Below are 20,322 nucleotides of genomic sequence, written 5' to 3' on the forward strand. Positions count from 1 at the left end.
TGGCAGTACCCGATCCGTCGTCATCGTCAGCCTGGGAACCCCTGCCCATGACGGTCCCCCTTGGCGCCTCGACGCCATCACGTGAGAACCAAGTGATAGCCGATCCTGGCCATGCTGATCACGCACTTCTGCGGACAACGCGTTTGGGCGTTCGGCCGCATTGGCGATCGACGGCTCGTGACCGCGTGGTATGGCAAGCCGAGCTGCGACAGCCGGACTGGGCGGCGGGGCCGGACCGAGCGGCAGTGCGGCCCAATCGGGGTGTCCAACCGCCCGGGGTCCGCATCCGGCCGTAGGTGTACCTGATCCCGTGGGCGGAGTTCGACCACCCGATGCGGTGGCACTGTCTGTCGGGCCGGCTCGCGGACGTGGTCCGGGTCTGCCCGCGATGCCGTTTGCGCGGCCCGGATGATGGGCCGCGGCGGTGAAACGGAGGAGCGGGCCTAGCCGGTTCCGGCGTGGTGAAGAACCGACCACGCGAAGCTCTGCCATGACCGCACAATCGCGGTTTCTCCGCCCCGGAGGTGTGATCTCCTGAGCCGTTCGAAGTCGGATAGCTGCGCTCGCGGGCGGACGGTGAACGGAGGTCGGCAGCGTCACGCTACCACCGCCGCCCATGTCCGGCGGTCGAGGAGAAAGTGCACCGAGAGTGAACGGCCAACCGTCCCGCTCGCCGGAACCGATGCATCACAACGAGGTCTTGGGCACGGTCAACGCGCCTGTGGTGCAGGCACGTGACGTCCACGGCGACGTCGTTGTGACGCACACGTCCGTGTCGACCGCCGCGGATCCGCTGCACCAGGCACTGCTCGACGCGACCGTGGTGCTGAGCGGGGTGCAAGGCGACGTCAGAGGGGTCCGCGTCGCGCCCGGACAGGTGCTCACCCTCGCCGCCGCCCTCGGCCTCGGCGACGGCTTGGCACTGGTAACGGTCCCGAGGTCCGACCGTGTGTGGGCGGCTGTCCGCTCCGGCGCTCCACCTGCCGCGCTGCGGGTCGTGGCGGGCGCCGAGCCGGGATCTCCGGTGCTGGACCGCCGCACCGGTGGGGTGTGCGGGCTGGTCGGTCCGTCCGGTGACCTGCTGGTGGTACCCGAGCTGCCGGACCTGCCCCGTCGCAACGATGCCTGGCTGGACCTGCTCGACCCGCCCCAGTTGACCGCGGGCGGTTGGCGACACGCGGGGCCGGTGTTGCGCGAGTACCTGGAGGCCGTGCGTGCCGTTGACGAGGAGCACGAGTACGACTGGGCACGGCTGGCCGCGCCACCCCTCTCGAAGGTCTACCTGCGTCGGCACGTCACCCCACGCCAGGGCGACGAGTGGGACCAGCACACCGCTCCCGAGCGCATCGTCGCCGAAGAGCTGGTGACCAGGTTCGAGGGTGTCCAGGTGGTCGCCGAGCCCGGTGCCGGCAAGTCCAGCCTGGTCCGACGCATCACCGCGGTCGCGGCGCGGCGATGGCTGGAGGATGGTGTTGGGGACTTCGTCCCTGTTCCCGTGACCGCAGAGTCGTTGGTTCACCACCGCTCCCTGCCCGAAGCACTGGCGGACGGCATCCTGCGTGGCCCGAGCTTCACCCTGGACCGCAATCGGCTGGTTGAGCTGTTCGGCGGCGACCCCGTGCCGGGGGTGCGGTGGCTCGTGTTGGTGGACGGCTTGGACGAGGTGCTCGACCCCCATGCCAGAGCCGCCGTCGTGCGGCGGGTCGAGGACCACCGGCGCCGTTCCACCCACCGGTTCCTGGTGACCAGCCGCCCGCTGCACGAGCGCGAGATGCGTCCCCTGCTCGCCCTCGGGGCCACTCCCACCTACGTGCTGCGGCGGTTCTCCGAAACCGAGCTGCTGGATTTCGCACGCAGGTGGCTGGAAGGGGAAGGGCATCCCGCACCGGAACGCGGCGCAGTCCGTTTCCTGGCCGAGGTGCGGCGTGCGAAGCTGCGCGACCTGGCGCATGTGCCGCTGGTCGCGACCATGCTGTGCGTCCTGCTGACCGAGGACACCGGGCACCGCCTCCCGGACAGCCAGGCTGAGCTGTACCGGCGGTTCGTGATGTGGCAGCTGACGAAGGTCCACGACGTCGACGCCCGCGCGCGACTGCTCGACCGGCTCGCCCCGCACGGGCCCGCCGCCCGGCGCGCCGCCGACTTCCTGCTGGAGAACCTGGAGGTGCTGCTCCAGGACATCGCGCGCCGCCGCTTGTTCGAACAGGACGCATCGAGGGTGCTCGACCTGGCGATACGGTGGAACCCCGGCGTCGCGGTGTGGCCGGAGGTCGTGCCGGACGTGCTGCGGCTCAGCGGCCTGGTCGTCCAACGCGGCCACGCATTCGCGTTCCGGCACCAGACGATCGAGGAGTTCCTGGCCGCCGCCGCGCTTGCCCGCGCGTATCCCGCCCCCGACACCCGGAAAGCCCGTCACCTCCTGCGTCCCCGCAGGGCGTGGCCGTGGCCGGATCTAGCGGTGATGGTGTTCCTCGCGGCGCGGTGGGTCGAGGACGGCAGTGCCCTGCACCGACCGCTGCGCCGGCTCATGCGGCCGTGGCACCGCAGGCGCAACCTGGGGTTCGTGGCCGCTCTCGTCGACCACGGCGTGGCACTGCGCGCCGCGGTCGTGGACCGGGCGACGGGACACCTGCGGCGGCTCGTGCAGGGAAACCTCGCCACTGCGGACTGGCTGCGTTGCGCGCAGTGGCTGCACCAGGTCAACCCCGACCGGGCGGTCACCGTGCTCCAGGACGTCGTGCGGGACGCGACCAGGAACCCAGACCGCCGTTTCCAGGCCCTGCGGTTCCTCATCGACGTCTCCCCGCAGGACGGCGTGCCCGTCGCCGATGTGTTCGTCGCCGATCCGGAGGTGAGGCGCACGGCGCGTGTCGCGGTGAGCAAGATGCTCTTCGACAGCGATCCCGCGGTCGCTGCGGCGATGTTCGGCCGGTTGGCGAGGGCGTCTCCGCACGAGCACCTGCGTTTGCAGGGTGCCGTGGTCGTCGCGGAGCACGACCCGGATCGTGGGGTCGACCTGCTCGCCATCCTGGCCGGGAACAGCGCGGTGCCGGACACTGTCCGGTTGGCCGCGGCGCGCGCCGCGCTGTCCTGCGACCCGTACCGGGGCATCGACCTGATGTGCGTGCTGATCGAGACGGCTGCGGAAGTGGTCACCCGCGAGGAGGCGATGAACGTCGTCCGCCACGAGAACAGGCAGCGCCTGGAGACCCTTCTCGACCGCCTCCGCGCAGAGGCCGTCCCCGTGGTGAGGTTGCAGGCGGCGCAGTTCCTCGTCACGCACCTGAACCGGGACCACGCGGTGCTGGAGCAGCTCGCCTCGGACGAAACCGTCCCTGCCGGTCTGCGCCTCGAGGCGCTGCTCACCGACCCTCGCGCGATGCGCGCGGACCTCTTGGAGCGGGTCGTTGCGGCTTTCAACCACGAGGACACCGACAAGCTGGCGGCCTTGGAGCACCTGGCCCGGATCGATCGCGCCGCTGCGGTGCCGTACTACCAGTCGTTCGTGGCCGATCACACCCATTCACCTGTTGTCCGGCTGGACGTCGCGAGGCTGGCGGGCAAGCACATCGGCCATGGGCAACTGACAGAGCTCTACGAGGTGATTGCGGTCGACGGCACCGTACCCGCTCGCCACCGCCTCACCGCGGCGTTCCGGGCTCTCGAGGCGGCCCTCCTGACGGTGATGGACTCGGTGGTTCGCCTGTCGCGGAGCCGGGCGTGCACCATCGGGCACCGCACGCCCGCCGCGGTGAAGGCGGGTACCACCGCCAAGCGTGTGTAGCCCAGCGATCGCCCACGGTTCCCGACGAGGTGCGCCTGCCGGCCGCGAAGAAGCGGGCAGGACGGGATGGCCGCGGCTCATCACAGGGAGCCGAACTACGTCGCGCAGTACTGCCCGACTCGTGAAGGTGAGCGACATCAGGTACGCGACAACGGGTTGGACGCGCCGGCCGGTGCGGAGCAACAGCGTTCGGCAGCACCTGATCGGTTCGTGGCGCCTGCGGTTTCGGCGGGCCGGTTCGGGCGACGGTCCTCCCGCTCGGCTTCCCCGGCGGGATGTTCGACGGAGTGTCGCGGCCGGCTGCCCGGTGTTCGGTCTCGTGATGACGCTGACGGGTCCGTGATGACAAGGGCGTTAACATCGCTCCAGGCCCCATAAGGTCGATAGCTCGGCCGGTACTGCCGAGTGAACAGCGCTTTATCCGGTCATACTGATGCGGCGGTCGCTGACAGCTCCTATGGCGACATTGTGCGCACTGCAGTGCGCACTTGCTGTTAACGGCAGCCCACTCGTACGGTCGTACCCGTTGGCGAAGTACGGCAGGGGGGTGGGCACATGGTCGGGCGGCAGGCTGCTGATGGGCAACTGGTGTCGCGGGCGGAGGTGGCTCGGCTCGCGGGTGTGCGGCGGCCGGCGGTGACGAACTGGGAGCGGCGGCACGCGGACTTCCCCCGGGCGGTCCGGTCCGGGGAGAACGAGTACTTCCGGCTCGCGGAGGTCGTCGAGTGGTTGGCGGGGCGGGCGGTGCCGTCCGGTGCGCTGGCTCCGGGGGAGGCGCCTGGGGTGACGTATGGGGATCGGGTTCGGCGCGCGCTCGGCGCAGTACCGGCCGGGACGGGATCGGCGCCTGCGGTGGCCGGGGAGGAGTTGAGCCGGAAAGAGGTCGACAGGCTCGTCGGACCGCTGGCGGCCAGGGTTCGGGGTGCCGCGCCGATGACGGACTACCTCGACCTGATCTTCGCGTTGCTGTTGGTCCGGCCCGACGTCGGGACCATGCCTCCGGCAGGCGTCCACGCGGTGGATGCCGTCCGGCGGTGGCTTCGGTTCGTCGGTGACGCCGCCGACAAGGAGTTGCGCCGGCGTGGCCTGCAACCCGGGGTGCTCCGGTCGGTAATGCAGTTGCAGCCGCGTCGGGATGACCTCGTGGAGGTCGTTCGGTTGTCCGGCCGGCTCGGGCCTGCCGCCTTCCGGCGGCTGCTGGACCTGCACGGGGTGGAACGCCGTCTCGCGGCGACGGCGTCGTTCACCCCGACGGGTGTCACCCGGCTGATGGCCGAGCTGGTGTTGCTCGACGCGGACGGTCCGGTCGAGGTCTACGACCCGTACGTGCGCGGTGGTGAACTGCTCGCCGCGGTCGTCGAGGTGAGCCGCGGCCGGGGCGGTGAGGTGCGGCCGGTCCTGTTCGGGCAGGGCCTGGATGAGGCGTCGCTCCGAGTCGCCGGGGTGAACCTGGCCGTCCACGGCACCTCGGCGCAGCTCACGACCGGCACGAAGGCTCCGTGGTGCGACCGGCGTGGCCGCGAGCGGAAGGCGCGCCTGATCCTGACCAATCCGCCGTTCAACGACGATGCGGCCCCGGCGAAGTGCGAGGTCGGCTGGACTTACGGCGATCCGCCGGCCGGCAACGCCAACTTCGCCTGGTTGCAGCACATCCTTGCCTGCCTCGACGAAGGCGGTCGGGCCGTGGTGCTGATGCCCAACAACGCCGCCGTGTCCGAACGGGAGCGAAACATCCGCGAGCAGATGGTGAAGAGCGGCGTGATCGAGTGCGTCATCGCGCTGCCGCCGCAGTTGTTCACGGGCACGCCCATCGCCGCCACCCTCTGGCTGCTGAGGACTCCGGCGGACGAGCCGCGCGACGCGTTGTTCCTCGACGCCGGGCGGCGCGGTGTGAAGAAGGCCGGGCGACGCACCCTCACCGAGGAGGACGTGGCGGACCTGGTGCGCGCGGTGCGGGCATGGCGGTCCGACTCGGTGGTCGAGAACGGCGTAGGGGGGTCGGCCGACCCGGCCCGGATCGAGCTGAACGGCTACTCGGTGAACCCGTCGGACTACGTGAGCACCGGGACGGCACGGGCTCGCGCCGGCGTCTCCGACGTGCACGGGGAGCTGTCCCGGCTGCACGACCTCGCGCGCGATGCCCACTCCTGGTCGGGCAGGCTGGACGTCGACCAGCTCGTCGCCGGCCCGTCGGACCGTGACCCGAAGACCTGGGAACGGGTCCCGCTCGGGTCGTTGTGCCGGATCCAGGCGGGACCGTCCTACTCCCGGCTGGGTGCGCAGACGCGCACGACGCGCGGCACGGTCCCGTTGGTGCTGCCCAAGCACATTCGCGATCGGCGCATCGTGGCCGCCGGTGACGCACTGGTCGACGAGGAGACCGCGGAGCGCCTGCCGCAGTTCCGCCTGGAGGCCGGGGACGTCGTCTGCGTGCGGACCGGTTCGACCGGCGCTTCCGCGCTCGTGGCCGAGGACCAGGCCGGCTGGCTGTGCACGACCAACCTCCTGCGGTTGCACGATCTGGAGAAAAAGATCGACTCCCGCTACCTGCTCGCGTACCTGTCCATGGCCGAAGTCGTCGAGTGGATCAGGAACCGCTCGAAGGCCGCCTCCGCGGTCGCCTCCATCAACGCCGCCACGCTGGGGCAGTTGCCCGTCGTCGTGCCCCCGGAAGCCGAGCAACGCCGAATCGGCGACGCATTGACCGTTCTCGACGAGCAGATCGCCGCGTACCGGGAACTCGCGGACACGACGCGTCGACTGCACGCCACCTTGTCGGACTACCTCCTGCCAACGTCGTACTAGGAAGGGCTGTCGTGTCGAACCCCCACTCGCGCGAGGTGCGCAATCTCTGGGTGCTGGTGTCGGTGCTGTTCTCCCTCCTCGTGGGTCTGGCGACCGGCGTGGTGAAGAACGCGACCGGTGTCGGTGTCGCCGACGCGGTGCTGGCCGGCGGGTCCGCCGTCGCCGGGTCGATGGTGCTGTGCCTGGGCGTCCTCGCGTTCCTGCACAAGTTCGAGCACTGACCGTTCGGGCTCGGGGAAGCACCGCCCTCGGCTCCGGTCCCGAGGTCGCCCCGATGCCGCCGCGCCGCGGTCCCGCTCAGGACCCGGTTGACCCCGAGCGGTCCGGTCCGGCCGGTGGCGGAACGGTCGGGGGCGGTGGTCTCGCCGACGCGGGTGCGCGCGTGCCCGGTCTCGGACCGCCGGGCCTGCTCGGTGTCGCCGCCACCGCCTGTTCGCACCGGTGGAGAGCCGGCGTCGCGCTGGTGACGTGCGGGTTCGGCTGTCGGGGGGCATGCGCGCGACCACGTCGGACGACGGCGCACGTGCCGGTGACCGGGTCGCCCGGACGAGGTGGGGTGGTTGCCGATACGGTGCTGTCGGCGTCACCCGAGGGTGGTCGTCGGGGGTGTTCCGTCGGACGAGGGGTTGTCGTGGCCGATCCGCAGCGGCGCATACAGGAGATGATGCGGTCGTTCCAGGAGCAGGCGGAGAAGGCCGGCCGGCTCCAGGAGGCGATGAAGGACCTGCGCGGGGTGGGGCGCAGCAGGGACGGGGCGGTCGTGGTGACCGCGGCGCCGTCCGGGGCGGTCCTGGGGTTGCGGTTGTCGCCGGCCGCGATGGGGCGGTCGCACGTGGCGTTGCAGCAGGAGATCCTGGACGCCATCCGGGCCGCGACGCAGGACGCCGCCCGGCAGCTCGACGCGGCCGTCGCCCCGATCCTCGGCGACCGGTTGGAGCAGTTCAAGCAGGGTTTGGCGGCGTCCGGCGTGGAGCCGATCATGCCGTCCGCGCCGCCGCCGGCCGGAGCGCCGCCGGGCCCGCCGCCGGGGGCGCAGGCCCCGCCGCCCGCCGCCCCGCCCGCCGGCCGGCCCCCGTTCGCGCCGCCGCCCGGCCAACCTCAGCGGAACCGTCCGGCCCCGCCGCCGGTCGAAGACGAGGAACCACCGAGCACGTACCTGCGTTGAGGGGGAGCAGCGGATGACGTTCAGCATCGTGCCGGAGGCGTTGACCGCCTTCGCGGCGGGCAGCGAGAGCCTCGCCGGGAAGTTCGGGCAGCTCGCCGACCTGCTGGAACAGGCGCGCGTCGACGACCAGTGCTTCGGGCCCATCGGCGACGCCGTCGGCCTGAGCAGCGGCTACTTCTCGAGCCTCGACGAGTGCCGGCAGTTGGCCAACGACGCGAAGGGCTTCCTGGAGCAGACCGGCGAGCAGCTGCGCGGGAGCTTCGAGGTCTACCGCGGCGTGGACGACGGCATCTCGCAGGCGTTGCAGCAGATCGCCGACGGCCTGGTCGGTGGCCGATGACCGGCGGACCGGGCACGTTCGCCGACCTCAACGGCGGCGATCAGAAGAACTGGTTCGAGCAGGCCGCCGGGCGCGGCAGCTCGGGCATCGGCGCGTTGCAGGACCTCGCCGACGCCACCAGCCCGCCGCAGATGGCCGCGGCGACGATCTCCGGGCGCATGGAGCTGTTGCAGACCATGGCCAGCCCGGGACAGGCGCTGCTGGACAACGGCCTGGGCTTCCTGGTGTCCATCGTGCTCAGCCCGTTGATCGAGATCGCCGAGTGGGCGGTCGGCGACCCGGAGCAGATGCGCGCCACCGGCAACGGCTGGGAGCAGGTCGCCGGCTGGCTCGACGAGGTCGCCGAGGCCGAGAAGAAGCGCGCCGAGGCGACCACCGGCGTCTGGCAGGGCGCGGCGGGCGACGCGTTCCGCAGGCAGGTCACCGAGTTCGGCGACGGCGTGTCGGCCCTGGCCGAGGACGTGCGGGGGCTCAAGCAGACCCTGGACATGATCGCCGACCTGTTCGACATGTTCGTGGAGTTCGTGATCCAGATCCTCACCGAGCTGATCATCGGCCTGATCGTGCAGTGGCTGGCGGCGCTGGCCGCGTCCTGGATCACCGCCGGCGGCTCGGTCGCGGCCGCCGGGGCCACGACGACCGTGCAGGTCGGCAGCACGGGCATGCGCATCACGATGCGCGTGTCGAAGCTCCAGATGGAGCTGTTCAAGATCGTCAAGCGGTTGGAGGACCTGCTCACCCGGTTGCGCGGACCGCTGCGCCAGGTCATCCAGCGGATGAACGGCCTGCGCGGCGGCAACATGGCCCAGCAGTTCGCGGGCCGCCACCTCGGGGCGAACCCGCTGGTCAACATCGTGACGCGGGCCGACGACGTGTCCCTGGCCTCCACCACCGGCAACCGGTTCATGCAGGGCGTGACCGGCGAGGGCGCGCTGGCGGGCAACATCGCCCAGACCGTGCTCACCGGCATGCTCGGCGGTCAGACCAGGGTCGGTGGCGCGGCGTTCAGCGCGGGCGTGGACGCCGCCGTGGACGGCGGCATCAAGTTCGGCACGCAGGAGGCGTACGACCAGGCGCGGAACGCGCCGTCCGAAGAGGAGCGGCGCGCGACGCAGGACCGCGGGTTCGCCTGGTGAAGCTCGACGGGGTCCTGGCGATCAGGGAGCACTGGGCCGCGCCGGACGAGCCCGTGCTGGTCTGCGCGCCGGCGGGCACGACCAACTCCGGCTTCGACGTGGGCGGGCTGGACTGGTGGGGCGCGCCGGAGCGCGGGCTCGGCGGCAAGGCGCTGCGGGTCCTGGGCACCGCGACGGCCGCCGTGACCGCCGGCGGACCCCGTGACCAGGCCCAGTCGCCGCCGAAGGTCGTGGTGTTCGGCCCGGGGCCGGACGCGGTGGCGGCCGGAGCGGGACTGGCCGTGCGCGAGCAGTCCTCCGCGTGGTGGGTGCTCACGCCGCGGCGGATGGCCTGGCTGCGCACCGAGCCCGAAGCCCCGGCCGAGGGGGCGGAACCGGACAAGTCGCTGCTCGACCAGGTGTGGGGCTTCGCCAAGAGCGCCCGTGACGCGTTCGCGGGCCGGAGTGCGTTCCCGCCGCACGTGCCCGTCGAGACCGCGGGGGTGGTCCCGGTGGCCGAGGTGCCGCGCGAGCGGATCACCGGGGTCGCCGTCGCCGAGCGCAGGCTGCCCTACGACTACACGCCCGGCACGGTCCACGTGCTGCGCGTCTCGCTCGCGGACGGGTCGGGCGTCGACGTGGTCGGCGGGGCCGAACCGGGGCTCGCGCAGCGGCTGCTCGCCCTGGTCAACGGTCGGTAGAGGACGGACCGCGGTGCCCAAGAACAGGCTGAAGATCGGCGAGGTGGCCCAGCGGCGCTGGGTCGGGCCCGGCGAGCAGGTCGTGTGGGTGGTGGACCCGGAAGGCCACGTCGGCAGCACGGTCGGCCCGACCCGCGCCGCGCCGCACCGGTCCGCGACGGCGGCGTTGGAGGTGCCCGAGCCCGAGTGGCCGTTGCCGACGCGCGCGGTCGCCGAAGGGCGGTTCCACCACGACGAGTGGGTGCACGACCCCGCGGTGTGGGCGTGGGCCCACGCCAGGGGCCCCGAGCAGGCCGCGGCCCGGTGGGCGGACCTGTTCACCGCGGGCCGCGACGAGTGCCGCCTGCTGCTGACGAACCGGCGCCTCGCGCTGGTCGTGGACGGTGAGGCGACCAGGCCCGCCGCGCCCGCGTCCGGCGGACTGCTCGGCCGGGTCCGCGGCCTCGGCCAGTCGTCACCCGACGTCCCGCCGCTGGTCACGTGGTGGGAGTCCCCGGTGGCCGCCGCGCGGTTGCAGGCCGTGCCGTTGGGGCGGCTGGCGCGGCCGGAGTGGTTCGTGCGCATCGCGTTCCCCGACGGCTCGACCTTCGAGTTCCGCGACGCCCAGGCCGAGCAGTCGATCCGCACGGCCCACGCCAACCTCTGAACGCGCGGGCCCGGGCGGACGCGGCCGCCACTGTCGGACCCCGCTGCTACGTTCGGCGGGCAGGCGGGCAGGCGGGCAGGCGGGCAGGCGGGTGACGGGCGGCTCCGGGGGGCACCGATGACGGATGTGGCGTTGCGGCCGATCGAGGACGCCGACCTCGATGCGCTGTTCGAGCAGATGCGCGACCCCGAGGCGGTGCGGATGGCCGCCTTCACCGCGCAGGACCCGGACGACCGGGAGGCGTTCGACCGCCACATGGCGAGGTTGCGGGACTCGCCGGACGTCACCTCGCGCGCGGTGACGCGTGGGGGACGCCTGGTCGGCAGCATCGGCTGCTTCGTCGTGGCAGGCGACACCGAGATCACCTACTGGATCGACCGCGCGGTCTGGGGGCAGGGGGTCGCCGGTGCGGCCCTCGGGCTCTTCCTCGACCTGGTGCCGGTCCGTCCCTTGTACGCCCGCGCGGCGAGCGACAACATCGGATCGCTCAGGGTCCTGCGCAAGGCCGGGTTCACGGTCGTCGGCACGGAGACGTCGTACGCCACCGCGCGGGACGCCGAGATCGAGGAAACGGTGCTGCGGCTCGACCGGTAGCGGTGCGGAGGCGGGCGGGGCGTGGCGCCGCCGCCCGGAGGGGAGCGTGGGGGTCGTGAACACTCGCAAGGTCGACCGAGGGGCGCCGCCGGCCGGGTGCCCCGTGCACCGGGACCGCGACGGGACGTGGCAGGTCGACGGGTACGCGGCCGCCCGCCTGTTCCTGCGCGACCACAACACGGTGCAGGCCGGTCTGGGCGTGGAGACGACCGAGAACTTCCCGAGCCGGATCCGCCGTCCCGTGCTCTACCGCGACGGGCCCGAGCACCGCGAGCACCGCCGGCAGACGGCGCGGTTCTTCACGCCCCGGCGGGTGGACGAGTCCTACCGCCCGGTGATGGAACGCGTCGCCGAGGAGCAGGTGGCGTCGATGCGCGGCGCGGGGGCGGTGGACCTCGCGGACGTGGGCTTCCGGCTCGTCATCGAGGTCACGTCGGCGGTGATCGGGCTGACCGGGAGCAGGCCGGGGATCAGGCGGCGACTGGACTACTTCTTCCCCGAGAAGTTCGGCCGACCGGGGTTCACCAGCCCGCACGGCCTCTACTGGATCTGGCGGCAGCTGCGGGGCTGGTCGGCGATCTACCTCAACGACGTCCGGCCCGCGGTGCGGGCGCGGCGGGCGCGGCGGCGGGACGACCTGATCTCGCACCTGCTCGACGAGGGCTGCACGGCGGCGGAGATCCTGGGCGAGTGCCTGACCTTCGCGGCCGCCGGGATGGTCACCACGCGGGAGTTCATCGTGATGGCCGCGTGGCACCTGTTCACCGACGACGGGTTGCGGGCCCGTTACCTCGCCGCCGCCGAACCCGAGCGGCTGCTGATCCTGCACGAGGTGCTGCGCCTCGAACCGGTCATCGGCCACCTGAAGCGGCGCACCACCGCCGACGTCGCGGTCGGCGGGGTGACCGTGCCCGCGGGCTCGTTGGTCCGGGTGCAGCTCGACCACGCCAACACCGACCCGGAGGTCGTCGGCGACCGACCGCTGGCGCTGTGCCCCGGCCGTCCGGTGCGCGACGGGGGCGGCTCGACCGGGCTGTCCTTCGGCGACGGCCCGCACAAGTGCCCCGGCTCGCACATCGCGATGCTGGAGTCCGACGTCTTCCTGCACAGGCTGCTGTCGGCGGACGGCGTGCGGATGGTCCGGCCGCCGCGCATCGCGTTCAAGGACGAGATCGCCGGGTACGAGCTGCGCGGCATGCAGGTGGCGATCGGCTGACCAGGGGCCCGCGCCGCCGGACCGCGCCCAGGGGGTCAGCCGACGAGGTCGTCGACGGTGCGGGCGATGGTGGCGAAGAGGTCACCGATGGTGGTGAGGGCCGCCGCCTGGAGCGTCGCGGCGGGGATCACCGCGCCGTCGGGCGAGGCCAGGGGCCGGGTGGCGGTGGCGTCGGCGACCACGGTGGGGCGGAAGCCGAGGTTGAACGCGCCCTGGGCGGTGGAGGTGACGCACATGTGGGTCATGAACCCGGCCAGCACCAGGTCCTCGCCCCGGCCGAGCGCGCGCAGCGTCCGTTCCAGGTCGGTGTCGTGGAAGGCGTCGGGGAACCGCTTGACCACGACGGGTTCGCCGTCGACCGGGGCGACCTCGGCGCTGATGGCCCCGGTCTCGGCGCGGATGTCGTACGGGGAGCCCTCGCCGCCGTCGTTGACGACGTGGACCACCGGCGTGCCGGCGGCGCGTGCGGCGGCCAGCAGGCGCGAGCCGGCCGCGAGGGCCGCGTCGACGCCGTCGAGGGCCATGACGCCCGTGCGGTAGGTGTTCTGGAAGTCGATCAGGACGAGGGTGGCGTCGGCCAGCCGGGGCAGCCGGTCGCCGAGGCCGATCACGTCGCGCAGGCTCGGGGAAGCGGGCATGGCGGAACTCCGTTCGGTGGGGGTGGTGGGCACGGTGCGGTGAGTGGTCAGCCGGCGGTGCGGAACCGGCGGCGGTAGGCGGCCGGCGTGGCGCCGATCTGCCGGCGCAGCGCCCGGTGGAGCGTTTCCACCGAGCCGAGGCCGCAGGCGGCGGCGACCCGGTCCAGGGGTTGGTCGGTGCCCTCCAGCAGACGGCGGGCGGCCTCGACCCGGGCGGCCTCCACGTAGGCGGCCGGGGTGGTGCCCGTCTCCTGGCGGAAGACGCGGGCGAAGTGGCGCTCGCTCAGGCACATCCGCGCCGCGAGGGCGGCCGTCGACAGGTCGCCGTCCACGTGGTCGGTGATGAACGCGCGCAGCTCGTCGATGTCCCGGCGGGCGGCGGGCGGGCGGCTCAACGGGACCGAGAACTGGCTCTGCCCGCCCTGCCGCTTGAGGTACATGACCAGCTGCCGGGCGACGGTCAGGGCGACCGCCTCGCCCAGGTCCTCGGCCACCAGCGCGAGCGCGAGGTCCATGCAGGCGCTGATCCCCGCGCCGGTCCACACGTTCCCGCACCGCACGAAGATCGGGTCCGGGTCCACGACCACCGCCGGGTGGTCGGCCGCCAACTGCTCGGCGGTCGACCAGTGGGTGGTGGCCGTGAGGCCGTCCAGCAGCCCGGCGGCGGCCAGCAGGTGCGCGCCCACGCACACCGACGCCACCCGCCGGGCCAGCGGCGCGGTCGTCCGCAGCCACGCCACCACGTCGCGGTCGATCCGGGCGACCGGACCGCCGGGGCGCAGGTCGACCGCGCCGGGCACCACCAGCGTGTCGATCGCGCCGTCCACCTCGGCGAACGAGAGGTCCGTCACCAGCCGGACCCCGGCGGACGTCGTGACCACGCCGGGTGACCGGCCGGCGAGCTGCACCACGTACCCCGCCCGCCCGGCGGTCTGCCGGTTGGCCAGCGCGAACACCTCGGCGGGGCCGGTGACGTCGAGGAGGTCGACGTCCGGGAAGACCGCGATGACGACGCGGCGGGCGGGTGGCATGCACCCATCGTCACCACCGGCGGGCGTGGCCGCAATGACGGTGTTCTGTCACATCCGGACAGGCCGGTGGTCAGCAGTAGCCGTTGACGGGACCGTTGACCCCGGTCCACAGGAAGGCGTCGCTCACCCAGGCGCCGTCCGAGAGCCTGTTCCACAGGGCGGTGGCGCCCCAACGCCCGGTGTGCGAGGTGCCGTTGGCGGAGCACGAGATGGTGACGGTCGCGCCGTCGCCCACGCTGCCCGCCACGGCATAGCCGGCGCCGGGACCGGTGCGCTTGTTCACCGTGCCGCCGCCGTTGGCGTCGACCACGCCTTGCGTGAAGCCGAGCGCGCCGTAGTTGTGGACTGTTCCACCGGCGTACACGCGGGTGCTGCCGTGCAGCGCCGAGCCCTGGTACGCCGACGCGCCGTTCTGCGGCACCCACTTGCCGACGTTGTGGTCGCCGATGCCGACGTAGGCGTTGTTCTGCCGCAACGCGAAGTGCACGTGCCTGCCCGAGGCCGAGCCGCCGCAGGTGACGTCCGTGCCGGTGTTGCCCAGGAACGCGCCCTGGCCGACGGCGGCGCCGTTGACGTTGATGTTGTTCCACAGGTGGTAGTAGTCGGTGGCGTAGCCGCGGTCGTGGATGACGCGGACCCAGCCGGTGCACATGGTGTAGGCGGTGCCGGCGCGGGCGGCGAGCACGCGCTGGTCACCGCCCGCCAGGTCGAGCGAGCTCCACGGCGCGGCGGCGCCGGACCAGCCGTGCGGCCCGCCGGACATCGTCCACGCCTGGCCCACCGCGAACGGCAGCGCCATGCCGGTGCGCAGGTCTCCACCGGCGGTTGTGCCGACTTGGCCGTCATGCCGGCCGTCGTGCTGGACGAGCAGGGCGCGTTCCGCGTCGCCGACGATCGGGGCCTGACCGGCGAGTTCGGCGAACCGCGGCTCGCCCTCCAGCGCGACGGTCCACGTGCCGTCGGTCCGGCGGGCGAGGAACAGCCGGCCGTCGGGGAAGTCCGGCGAGCCGGGGCGGGTGGTGAGGACCGCGGTGCCGATCGCCCAGTCGCCGTGCTGCCGCGCGGGTGTGACCACGGTGGCCCGGTCGGCCGTGGTCGGGTCGCTGACGCGGTCGTGGAGGCGGTCGGCCACGGCGGCGGTGAGGTCGGCCCGCGCGGGCGCGGCGGTCGCGGGTGACGCGGCGATCGTGGTGGACAGCAGCGCGGCGATCGTCGCCGCGGCTCGGGTTCGAACGGTCATGACGCCTCCGCAGGGAAGAGGTGCAGGACCGCCAGTATCCCGGTTTTGGTGAAGAATTAACCGTCTGATTGGGTTGTATGCCGTAGTTTCACCGGCGAGGGTCGGCGTTGACGGTGGCCTCGGTATTGCGTGGTGGTGCCCCGGTCGGGCACTTGCGGCGTGGTGCGTCGACGTCGGCCTGACGCCGGGCCGGACCGTTCGGGCGGACGACCATTCTCACCCGGACGTGTGGTGGGCTACGGCGTGATCACGCTGGTCGGCAGGGTGATCGTGCGCACGGCGACCAGGCTCGGCGACGGAGAGTGGTGGCTATATTACCGACGTGACTGAGGGCGAGGGGAGACTGGTCGCGGCGCGCTATCGGCTGCGGCGGTCGCTCGGTCGGGGCGGGATGGGTGTCGTCTGGCACGCGCACGACGAGTTCCTGGACCGCGAGGTGGCGATCAAGGAGATCGTGCCGCCGAGGGGGCGGGTGGTGCGCGAGGACGACCCGGAGGTGCGGCGCGCGTTGCGGGAGGCGCGGGCCGCGGCGAAGTTGAGCGAGCACCCCAACGTCATCACCGTGCACGACGTGGTGACGGACGCGGCCGGGTTGCCGTTGATCGTGATGGAGCTGCTGCACGGGCGCTCGCTCGCCGACGCCCTGGCGGCCGACGGCCCGATGGCCGTGGACCGGGCCGCGCGCATCGGCGTCCAGGTGCTGGAGGCCCTCGACTTCGCCCACGGCAACGGCGTGCTGCACCGGGACGTCAAGCCGGGCAACGTGATGCTCGTGGACGACCGGGTCGTGCTCACCGACTTCGGGATCGCGTTGATCGACGGCGACTCCGTGCTCACCGCGACCGGGCAGCTGCCCGGCGTGCCGGAGTACATCTCGCCGGAGCGGATCCGCGGTGACGAGGCGGGACCGGCGGCCGACCTGTGGTCGGTCGGCATCATGCTCTACGGCATGGTCGTCGGCCGGACGCCGTTCGCGCGCGGGGACGTCCAGGCCACGTTGGGGGCGGTGCTGTCGTGGGAGCCCGCGCCCGACCCCCGGGTCGGCCGGCTGGCCCCGGTGATCGACGGGCTGCTGCGCAAGAAGCCCGCCGAGCGGATGACGGCCAGGGCCGCGATCGAGCGGCTGACCGCGATCGCGGCCCTGCCGGCGTCCGCGCCGCCCGGCACGCGGGTGCGGCTGGAGTACCCGACGCGGGAGGTCAACCCGGCCGGCGAGCAGACGGTCGCCCACGGGACCGTGCCCAACACCCGCACCGCGGTGCCGCCCTTCCTGCCCCGCCCCGCCGCCGGACCGGTGTCGCCGGACGCGCCCACGCCGCCCTCGGCCCGGACCGGGAAGTCGCGGTCGGGCCGCGTGACCCTGCTCGCCCTCGGCGCGGTGGCCGCGGCCGCGGTGGTGGCGGTGGTGCTGACGAACCTGCCACCGGGCGGCCGGGGCGGCGCGTCGCCGACGTCGACCGGTCCCACGACGACCACCGCCCGGGACTTCACGCTGGAGGACCACCGGGAACGCCTCGGCTTCGGGATCGGCATCCCGCCCGGGTGGCCGCGCACCTCCTCGATCGACGGCACGATCAGCTCCGTCACCTGGGAGGGCGAGCGGACCGACCCGAAGGTCGGGGCGCTGAAGGTCGAGGTGCAGCGGATCACCGACAAGCCCGGCGTGTCGGCGCGCGACGCGCTGACCGCCGACCACCGGGCGCAGAGCACCAAGCAGCAGATCACGGACTACCGCCCGATCGAGCTGTCCGGCAACGCGGCGTCGGCGGACTTCGAGTGCTCCTACCGCGCCGGCGGGGTCCACTACCGCACGCGGACGAGGGCCGTGGCCGCCGGCGCGCTCTACAAGCTGACGTTCTCCCTGTACGCGACGGACGAGGAGACCCTGGCGGAGCGCTGGGCGGCGGCCGAACCGCTGATCGCCGGGATCCGGGACAGCTTCCACCTGATCGAGCGCTGACACCGCAGGTCACGGCGTCGGGGACCGGTCCCCGGGCACCGCCGGTAGCTTCCCGCACCGTGACCAGCAAGCGCTCGGCCGCCCGCGCGAGCCAGCCGTTCGTCCTGCTCGCCGTCGTCTGCGTGGCGGTCGCGGGCGCGGTCCTGGCCGGGGTCACGCCGCCGCTGTCGGCCGCGAGGTTCGCGAACACCGGCCACTGGGTCTACAACTCCGTCCTCGGGGTGGTGTTCCACCTCGACGGCGCGACGGCCCACCTCGACGCCGAGTTCCCGATCGACGCCGAGGTGGGCAGCCAGGTGCTGCAGGGCGACACCGGCGGCTGGGTCGTCGGGCCCAACCGGATCACCGGGTTCGACAAGGAGTCGCTGACGCCGCGGCGCTCGACCAGGTCGCCCGCGACCGGGAACCCCGTCGGTTTCGAGGTCGTCGGCGGCCCGTACGCGGTCTACCCCGACAGCGGCCGCATCGTCCGGCTCGGCGACCCGGCCGCGTCGATCGCCACCGACGGCGCGATCGGCGTCCCGGTGGTCACCCAGGACGGCACGATGTGGTTCCACCGCACCGGGAAGGGCCGGATCTGCACGTTGGCCAAGGACGCCGTGGAGATCTCCGGCTGCCCGGTGGCCGTGCCGCCGGACCACCCCGGCGCGCTGACCGTCGTGGACGGCCGGCCCGCGTTCCTCGACCTGTTCACGAGCACCCTGCACGCGATCGAGGGCGACGCGCTCGGCGACGGCGTCGAGCTGGGCGTCCCGCTGTCGCCCACGGCGCGACCGGCCGCGCAGGACGTGGGCGGGCGGCTGGCCGTCCTCGACGAGGGCACGGCGCAGAGCAGCCTGGTCCTGGTGGACACCACGACCACGCCGGCCCGGTCGGTCACGGTGGCGCTCGGCGCCGGGGACTACGACGGCCCGGTGTCGACCGGCGAGGTCGTCGCGCTGGTGGACCGGCGCGACGGCACCGTGCTGACCTACGACGCGAACGGCCGCAAGAAGGACGAGGAGCCGGTCGGGGACAAGGCCGGCGAGCCGCGGCTCACCCTGGGCGAGGACAAGCGGGTCTACGTCGAGGACACCCGGGGCACGCAGGTGTTGGTGGTCGCCGAGGACGGCAGCGTGACGAACGTCGAGGTGGCCCGGAAGCCCTCCCCGTCGACCGGCACGCCGACCGCGAAGCCGGCCGACCAACCGGCCCCGCCCGACCGGCCGACGCCGCCCGACTCCCGCCCCTCGCCCGACGAACGCCGGCAGCCGGACCGGCCGACCGCGGTTCCCCCGCCCGCACCGCCGGCGACCCCGGAGCCGCCACCGCCGCCGCCACCACCGCCACCGCCACCGCCGCCCGTGCCACCGAGCCGTCCCGGCGCACCGACCGCGGTCACCGCGCGGCCCGGCAACGGCTGGGCCGACGTCGGCTGGGGCCCGGCCCCGGACAACCGCGCCCCGATCACCGCGTACCTGGTGACCTGGCAGGGGAGCAACGGCCACGCCGGCTCCGCGCAGGTCGGCGGCGGCGAGCGCGGGTACCGGGCCGGCGGCCTGGCCAACGGGGTGGGCTACACCTTCACCGTCGCCGCGACGAACCAGGCGGGCACCGGCCCCGGCGCGACGTCCGGCCCGGTCACGCCGATCGCGCCGGTCTCCCCGGCCGGGGCGCCGGTCGGCCTGCGGGCGGACTACGACGTGGACGACCGGCCGACCCGGGACGTCACGCTGACCTGGGGGCAGCCGCCGCTCAACGGCGGCGTGCTGGTGCACTACGAGGTCACCGCCACCGGCCTGGGCGCGCAGCGGGTGACCGGGACGCAGGTGGTGTACCCGCAGGTGGAGGCGGCCCGCGCCGTCACCTTCACGGTGTTCGCGGTGACCCGGACCCCGGACGGGCAGACCCTCACCGGCGCGCCCGCGTCGGTCACGCACGAAGCCGACGCCGGGGCGCGGATCAACGCGAGCGGCGGCGCGCCCTGCGGTGACCGACCGGACTGCGCGGCGCGCCCCTACGACAACCCCGGGCGCGGGGCGGGGACCGACGCCGACGGGACGGGGGCGTTCGAAGCGTTCGCCCACCGCGACGGGACCGCGGCGGTCCGCCCGAACCCGGCGGTCCGGCGATCCGGGAGGAGAAGATCGTGACGCTGACCCCGGGTCAGGTGTACGAGCTGATCGCGGCGAACGTCCAGGAGGTCGTGCGGGGCAAGCCGCAGGTCGTCCGGTTGGCCGTGGCGGCGCTGTTCGCCGAGGGGCACCTGCTCATCGAGGACGTCCCCGGGCTGGGCAAGACCACGCTCGCCCGGTGCCTGGCGCGCAGCGTCGGCGGCACCTGGAACCGCATCCAGTTCACGCCCGACCTGCTGCCCGGCGACATCACCGGCGTGCAGGTCTACCACCAGGGCGACGGGAAGTTCGCGTTCCACCCCGGCGGCGTGTTCGCGAACGTGGTGCTGGCCGACGAGATCAACCGCGGCACGCCCAAGACGCAGTCGGCGTTGCTGGAGGTGATGTCGGAGCAGCGGGTCACGGTCGACGCGGTGGCCCACGAGGTGCCGCGGCCGTTCCTGGTGATCGCCACCCAGAACCCGATCGAGATGGCGGGCACGTACCGGTTGCCGGAGGCGCAGCTCGACCGGTTCCTGATGCGGCTGCGGATGGGGTACCCGGACCGGGTCGCCGAGGCGCTGGTGGTCATGAGCAACCGGGCCGGGGTCGATCCCGACGAGCTGGGGGCCGTGGTGGACCTCCCGACCCTGCGGGACGTGATCGCGCAGGTGCGCGCCGTCCGGCTCGACCGCGCGGTGATCGACTACGCGACGAGCGTGACGTCCGCGACCCGGCAGCACTCGGAGGTCCGGTACGGCGCGAGCCCGCGCGGCACCATCGCGCTCGTCAGCGCGGCGCAGGCGCTCGCGGCGACGTACGGGCGCGCGTTCGTGACGATCGACGACGTCAAGGAGGTCGCGCACCCGGTGCTCGACCACCGGCTGATCCTCAAGCCGGAGGCCGAACTGCGGCAGCGCGAGGCCGCGGGCGTCGTCGCCGACCTGCTGGCCGAGGTCCCCGTCCCCGTCGTGAGCGCGTCGGGGGCCTGACC

Annotated in this window: 16 protein-coding genes; 13 read left to right on the forward strand and 3 right to left on the reverse strand. The window is 73.3% G+C overall.

All coding sequences use genetic code 11. The annotated features are described in order from the left end of the window. The first annotated feature begins 649 nt into the window (after positions 1-649). From ACWEFJ_RS24610 to ACWEFJ_RS24655, 10 genes are all read left to right on the forward strand, one after another. The gene (locus ACWEFJ_RS24610; protein ID WP_449715202.1) at positions 650-3,784 is read left to right on the forward strand and encodes an NACHT domain-containing protein; all 3,135 of its coding nucleotides are present in this window, start codon (positions 650-652) and stop codon (positions 3,782-3,784) included. A 933-nt stretch (positions 3,785-4,717) separates the two neighbouring features. Further along, positions 4,718-6,589 (forward strand): N-6 DNA methylase, encoded by a 1,872-nt coding sequence (locus ACWEFJ_RS24615; protein ID WP_449715203.1) that lies wholly within the window; start codon positions 4,718-4,720, stop codon positions 6,587-6,589. Between the two features lie 11 nt (positions 6,590-6,600). Continuing rightward, on the forward strand, positions 6,601-6,810 hold the full coding sequence (locus tag ACWEFJ_RS24620; RefSeq protein ID WP_449715204.1) for a hypothetical protein: 210 nt from the start codon (positions 6,601-6,603) through the stop codon (positions 6,808-6,810). Between the two features lie 410 nt (positions 6,811-7,220). Beyond that, the gene (locus ACWEFJ_RS24625; protein ID WP_449715205.1) at positions 7,221-7,754 is read left to right on the forward strand and encodes a YbaB/EbfC family nucleoid-associated protein; all 534 of its coding nucleotides are present in this window, start codon (positions 7,221-7,223) and stop codon (positions 7,752-7,754) included. Positions 7,755-7,767: 13 nt separating this feature from the next. Continuing rightward, positions 7,768-8,094 (forward strand): hypothetical protein, encoded by a 327-nt coding sequence (locus ACWEFJ_RS24630; RefSeq protein ID WP_378089966.1) that lies wholly within the window; start codon positions 7,768-7,770, stop codon positions 8,092-8,094. Next, positions 8,091-9,230 (forward strand): WXG100 family type VII secretion target, encoded by a 1,140-nt coding sequence (locus ACWEFJ_RS24635; protein ID WP_449715206.1) that lies wholly within the window; start codon positions 8,091-8,093, stop codon positions 9,228-9,230. The genes ACWEFJ_RS24630 and ACWEFJ_RS24635 overlap by 4 nt, the downstream gene beginning before the upstream one ends. Beyond that, a complete protein-coding gene (locus ACWEFJ_RS24640; RefSeq protein WP_378089962.1) occupies positions 9,227-9,910 on the forward strand; it encodes a hypothetical protein in 684 nt (227 codons plus the stop codon). The genes ACWEFJ_RS24635 and ACWEFJ_RS24640 overlap by 4 nt, the downstream gene beginning before the upstream one ends. A 13-nt stretch (positions 9,911-9,923) precedes the next feature. After that, positions 9,924-10,556 (forward strand): hypothetical protein, encoded by a 633-nt coding sequence (locus ACWEFJ_RS24645; protein ID WP_449715207.1) that lies wholly within the window; start codon positions 9,924-9,926, stop codon positions 10,554-10,556. 117 nt (positions 10,557-10,673) lie between these two features. Continuing rightward, the gene (locus tag ACWEFJ_RS24650) at positions 10,674-11,150 is read left to right on the forward strand and encodes a GNAT family N-acetyltransferase (protein ID WP_449715208.1); all 477 of its coding nucleotides are present in this window, start codon (positions 10,674-10,676) and stop codon (positions 11,148-11,150) included. A 55-nt stretch (positions 11,151-11,205) separates the two neighbouring features. Next, complete coding sequence (locus ACWEFJ_RS24655) at positions 11,206-12,366, forward strand: cytochrome P450 (protein WP_378089954.1); 1,161 nt, start codon at positions 11,206-11,208, stop codon at positions 12,364-12,366. Positions 12,367-12,401: 35 nt separating this feature from the next. Here the strand turns inward: ACWEFJ_RS24655 and ACWEFJ_RS24660 are convergent, their stop codons facing one another. The 3 genes from ACWEFJ_RS24660 to ACWEFJ_RS24670 form a co-directional block, all read right to left on the reverse strand. Beyond that, positions 12,402-13,004 (reverse strand): isochorismatase family protein, encoded by a 603-nt coding sequence (locus tag ACWEFJ_RS24660; protein ID WP_449715209.1) that lies wholly within the window; start codon positions 13,002-13,004, stop codon positions 12,402-12,404. A gap of 47 nt (positions 13,005-13,051) precedes the next feature. Next, positions 13,052-14,035 carry a GlxA family transcriptional regulator gene (locus tag ACWEFJ_RS24665; protein WP_449715210.1) on the reverse strand — a complete coding sequence of 328 codons (984 nt, stop codon included), beginning with the start codon at positions 14,033-14,035 and terminating at the stop codon, positions 13,052-13,054. 70 nt (positions 14,036-14,105) lie between these two features. Then, positions 14,106-15,275, reverse strand: a complete 1,170-nt coding sequence (locus ACWEFJ_RS24670; protein ID WP_449715211.1) for a peptidoglycan DD-metalloendopeptidase family protein — start codon at positions 15,273-15,275, stop codon at positions 14,106-14,108. A gap of 322 nt (positions 15,276-15,597) precedes the next feature. On the opposite strand from ACWEFJ_RS24670, the gene ACWEFJ_RS24675 reads away from it, so the two are divergent. From ACWEFJ_RS24675 to ACWEFJ_RS24685, 3 genes are read left to right on the forward strand one after another with little or no spacing between them, the layout of a single operon-like run. Beyond that, positions 15,598-17,235 (forward strand): serine/threonine-protein kinase, encoded by a 1,638-nt coding sequence (locus tag ACWEFJ_RS24675; RefSeq protein WP_449715212.1) that lies wholly within the window; start codon positions 15,598-15,600, stop codon positions 17,233-17,235. Between the two features lie 59 nt (positions 17,236-17,294). Continuing rightward, positions 17,295-19,367, forward strand: coding sequence for a fibronectin type III domain-containing protein (locus ACWEFJ_RS24680; protein ID WP_449715213.1), 2,073 nt, complete (start codon positions 17,295-17,297; stop codon positions 19,365-19,367). Beyond that, on the forward strand, positions 19,364-20,320 hold the full coding sequence (locus ACWEFJ_RS24685; RefSeq protein WP_378089941.1) for an AAA family ATPase: 957 nt from the start codon (positions 19,364-19,366) through the stop codon (positions 20,318-20,320). Before ACWEFJ_RS24680 ends, ACWEFJ_RS24685 begins: the two co-directional genes overlap by 4 nt. Positions 20,321-20,322 lie beyond the last annotated feature (2 nt).

The organism is Actinosynnema sp. NPDC004786, from assembly GCF_053601135.1.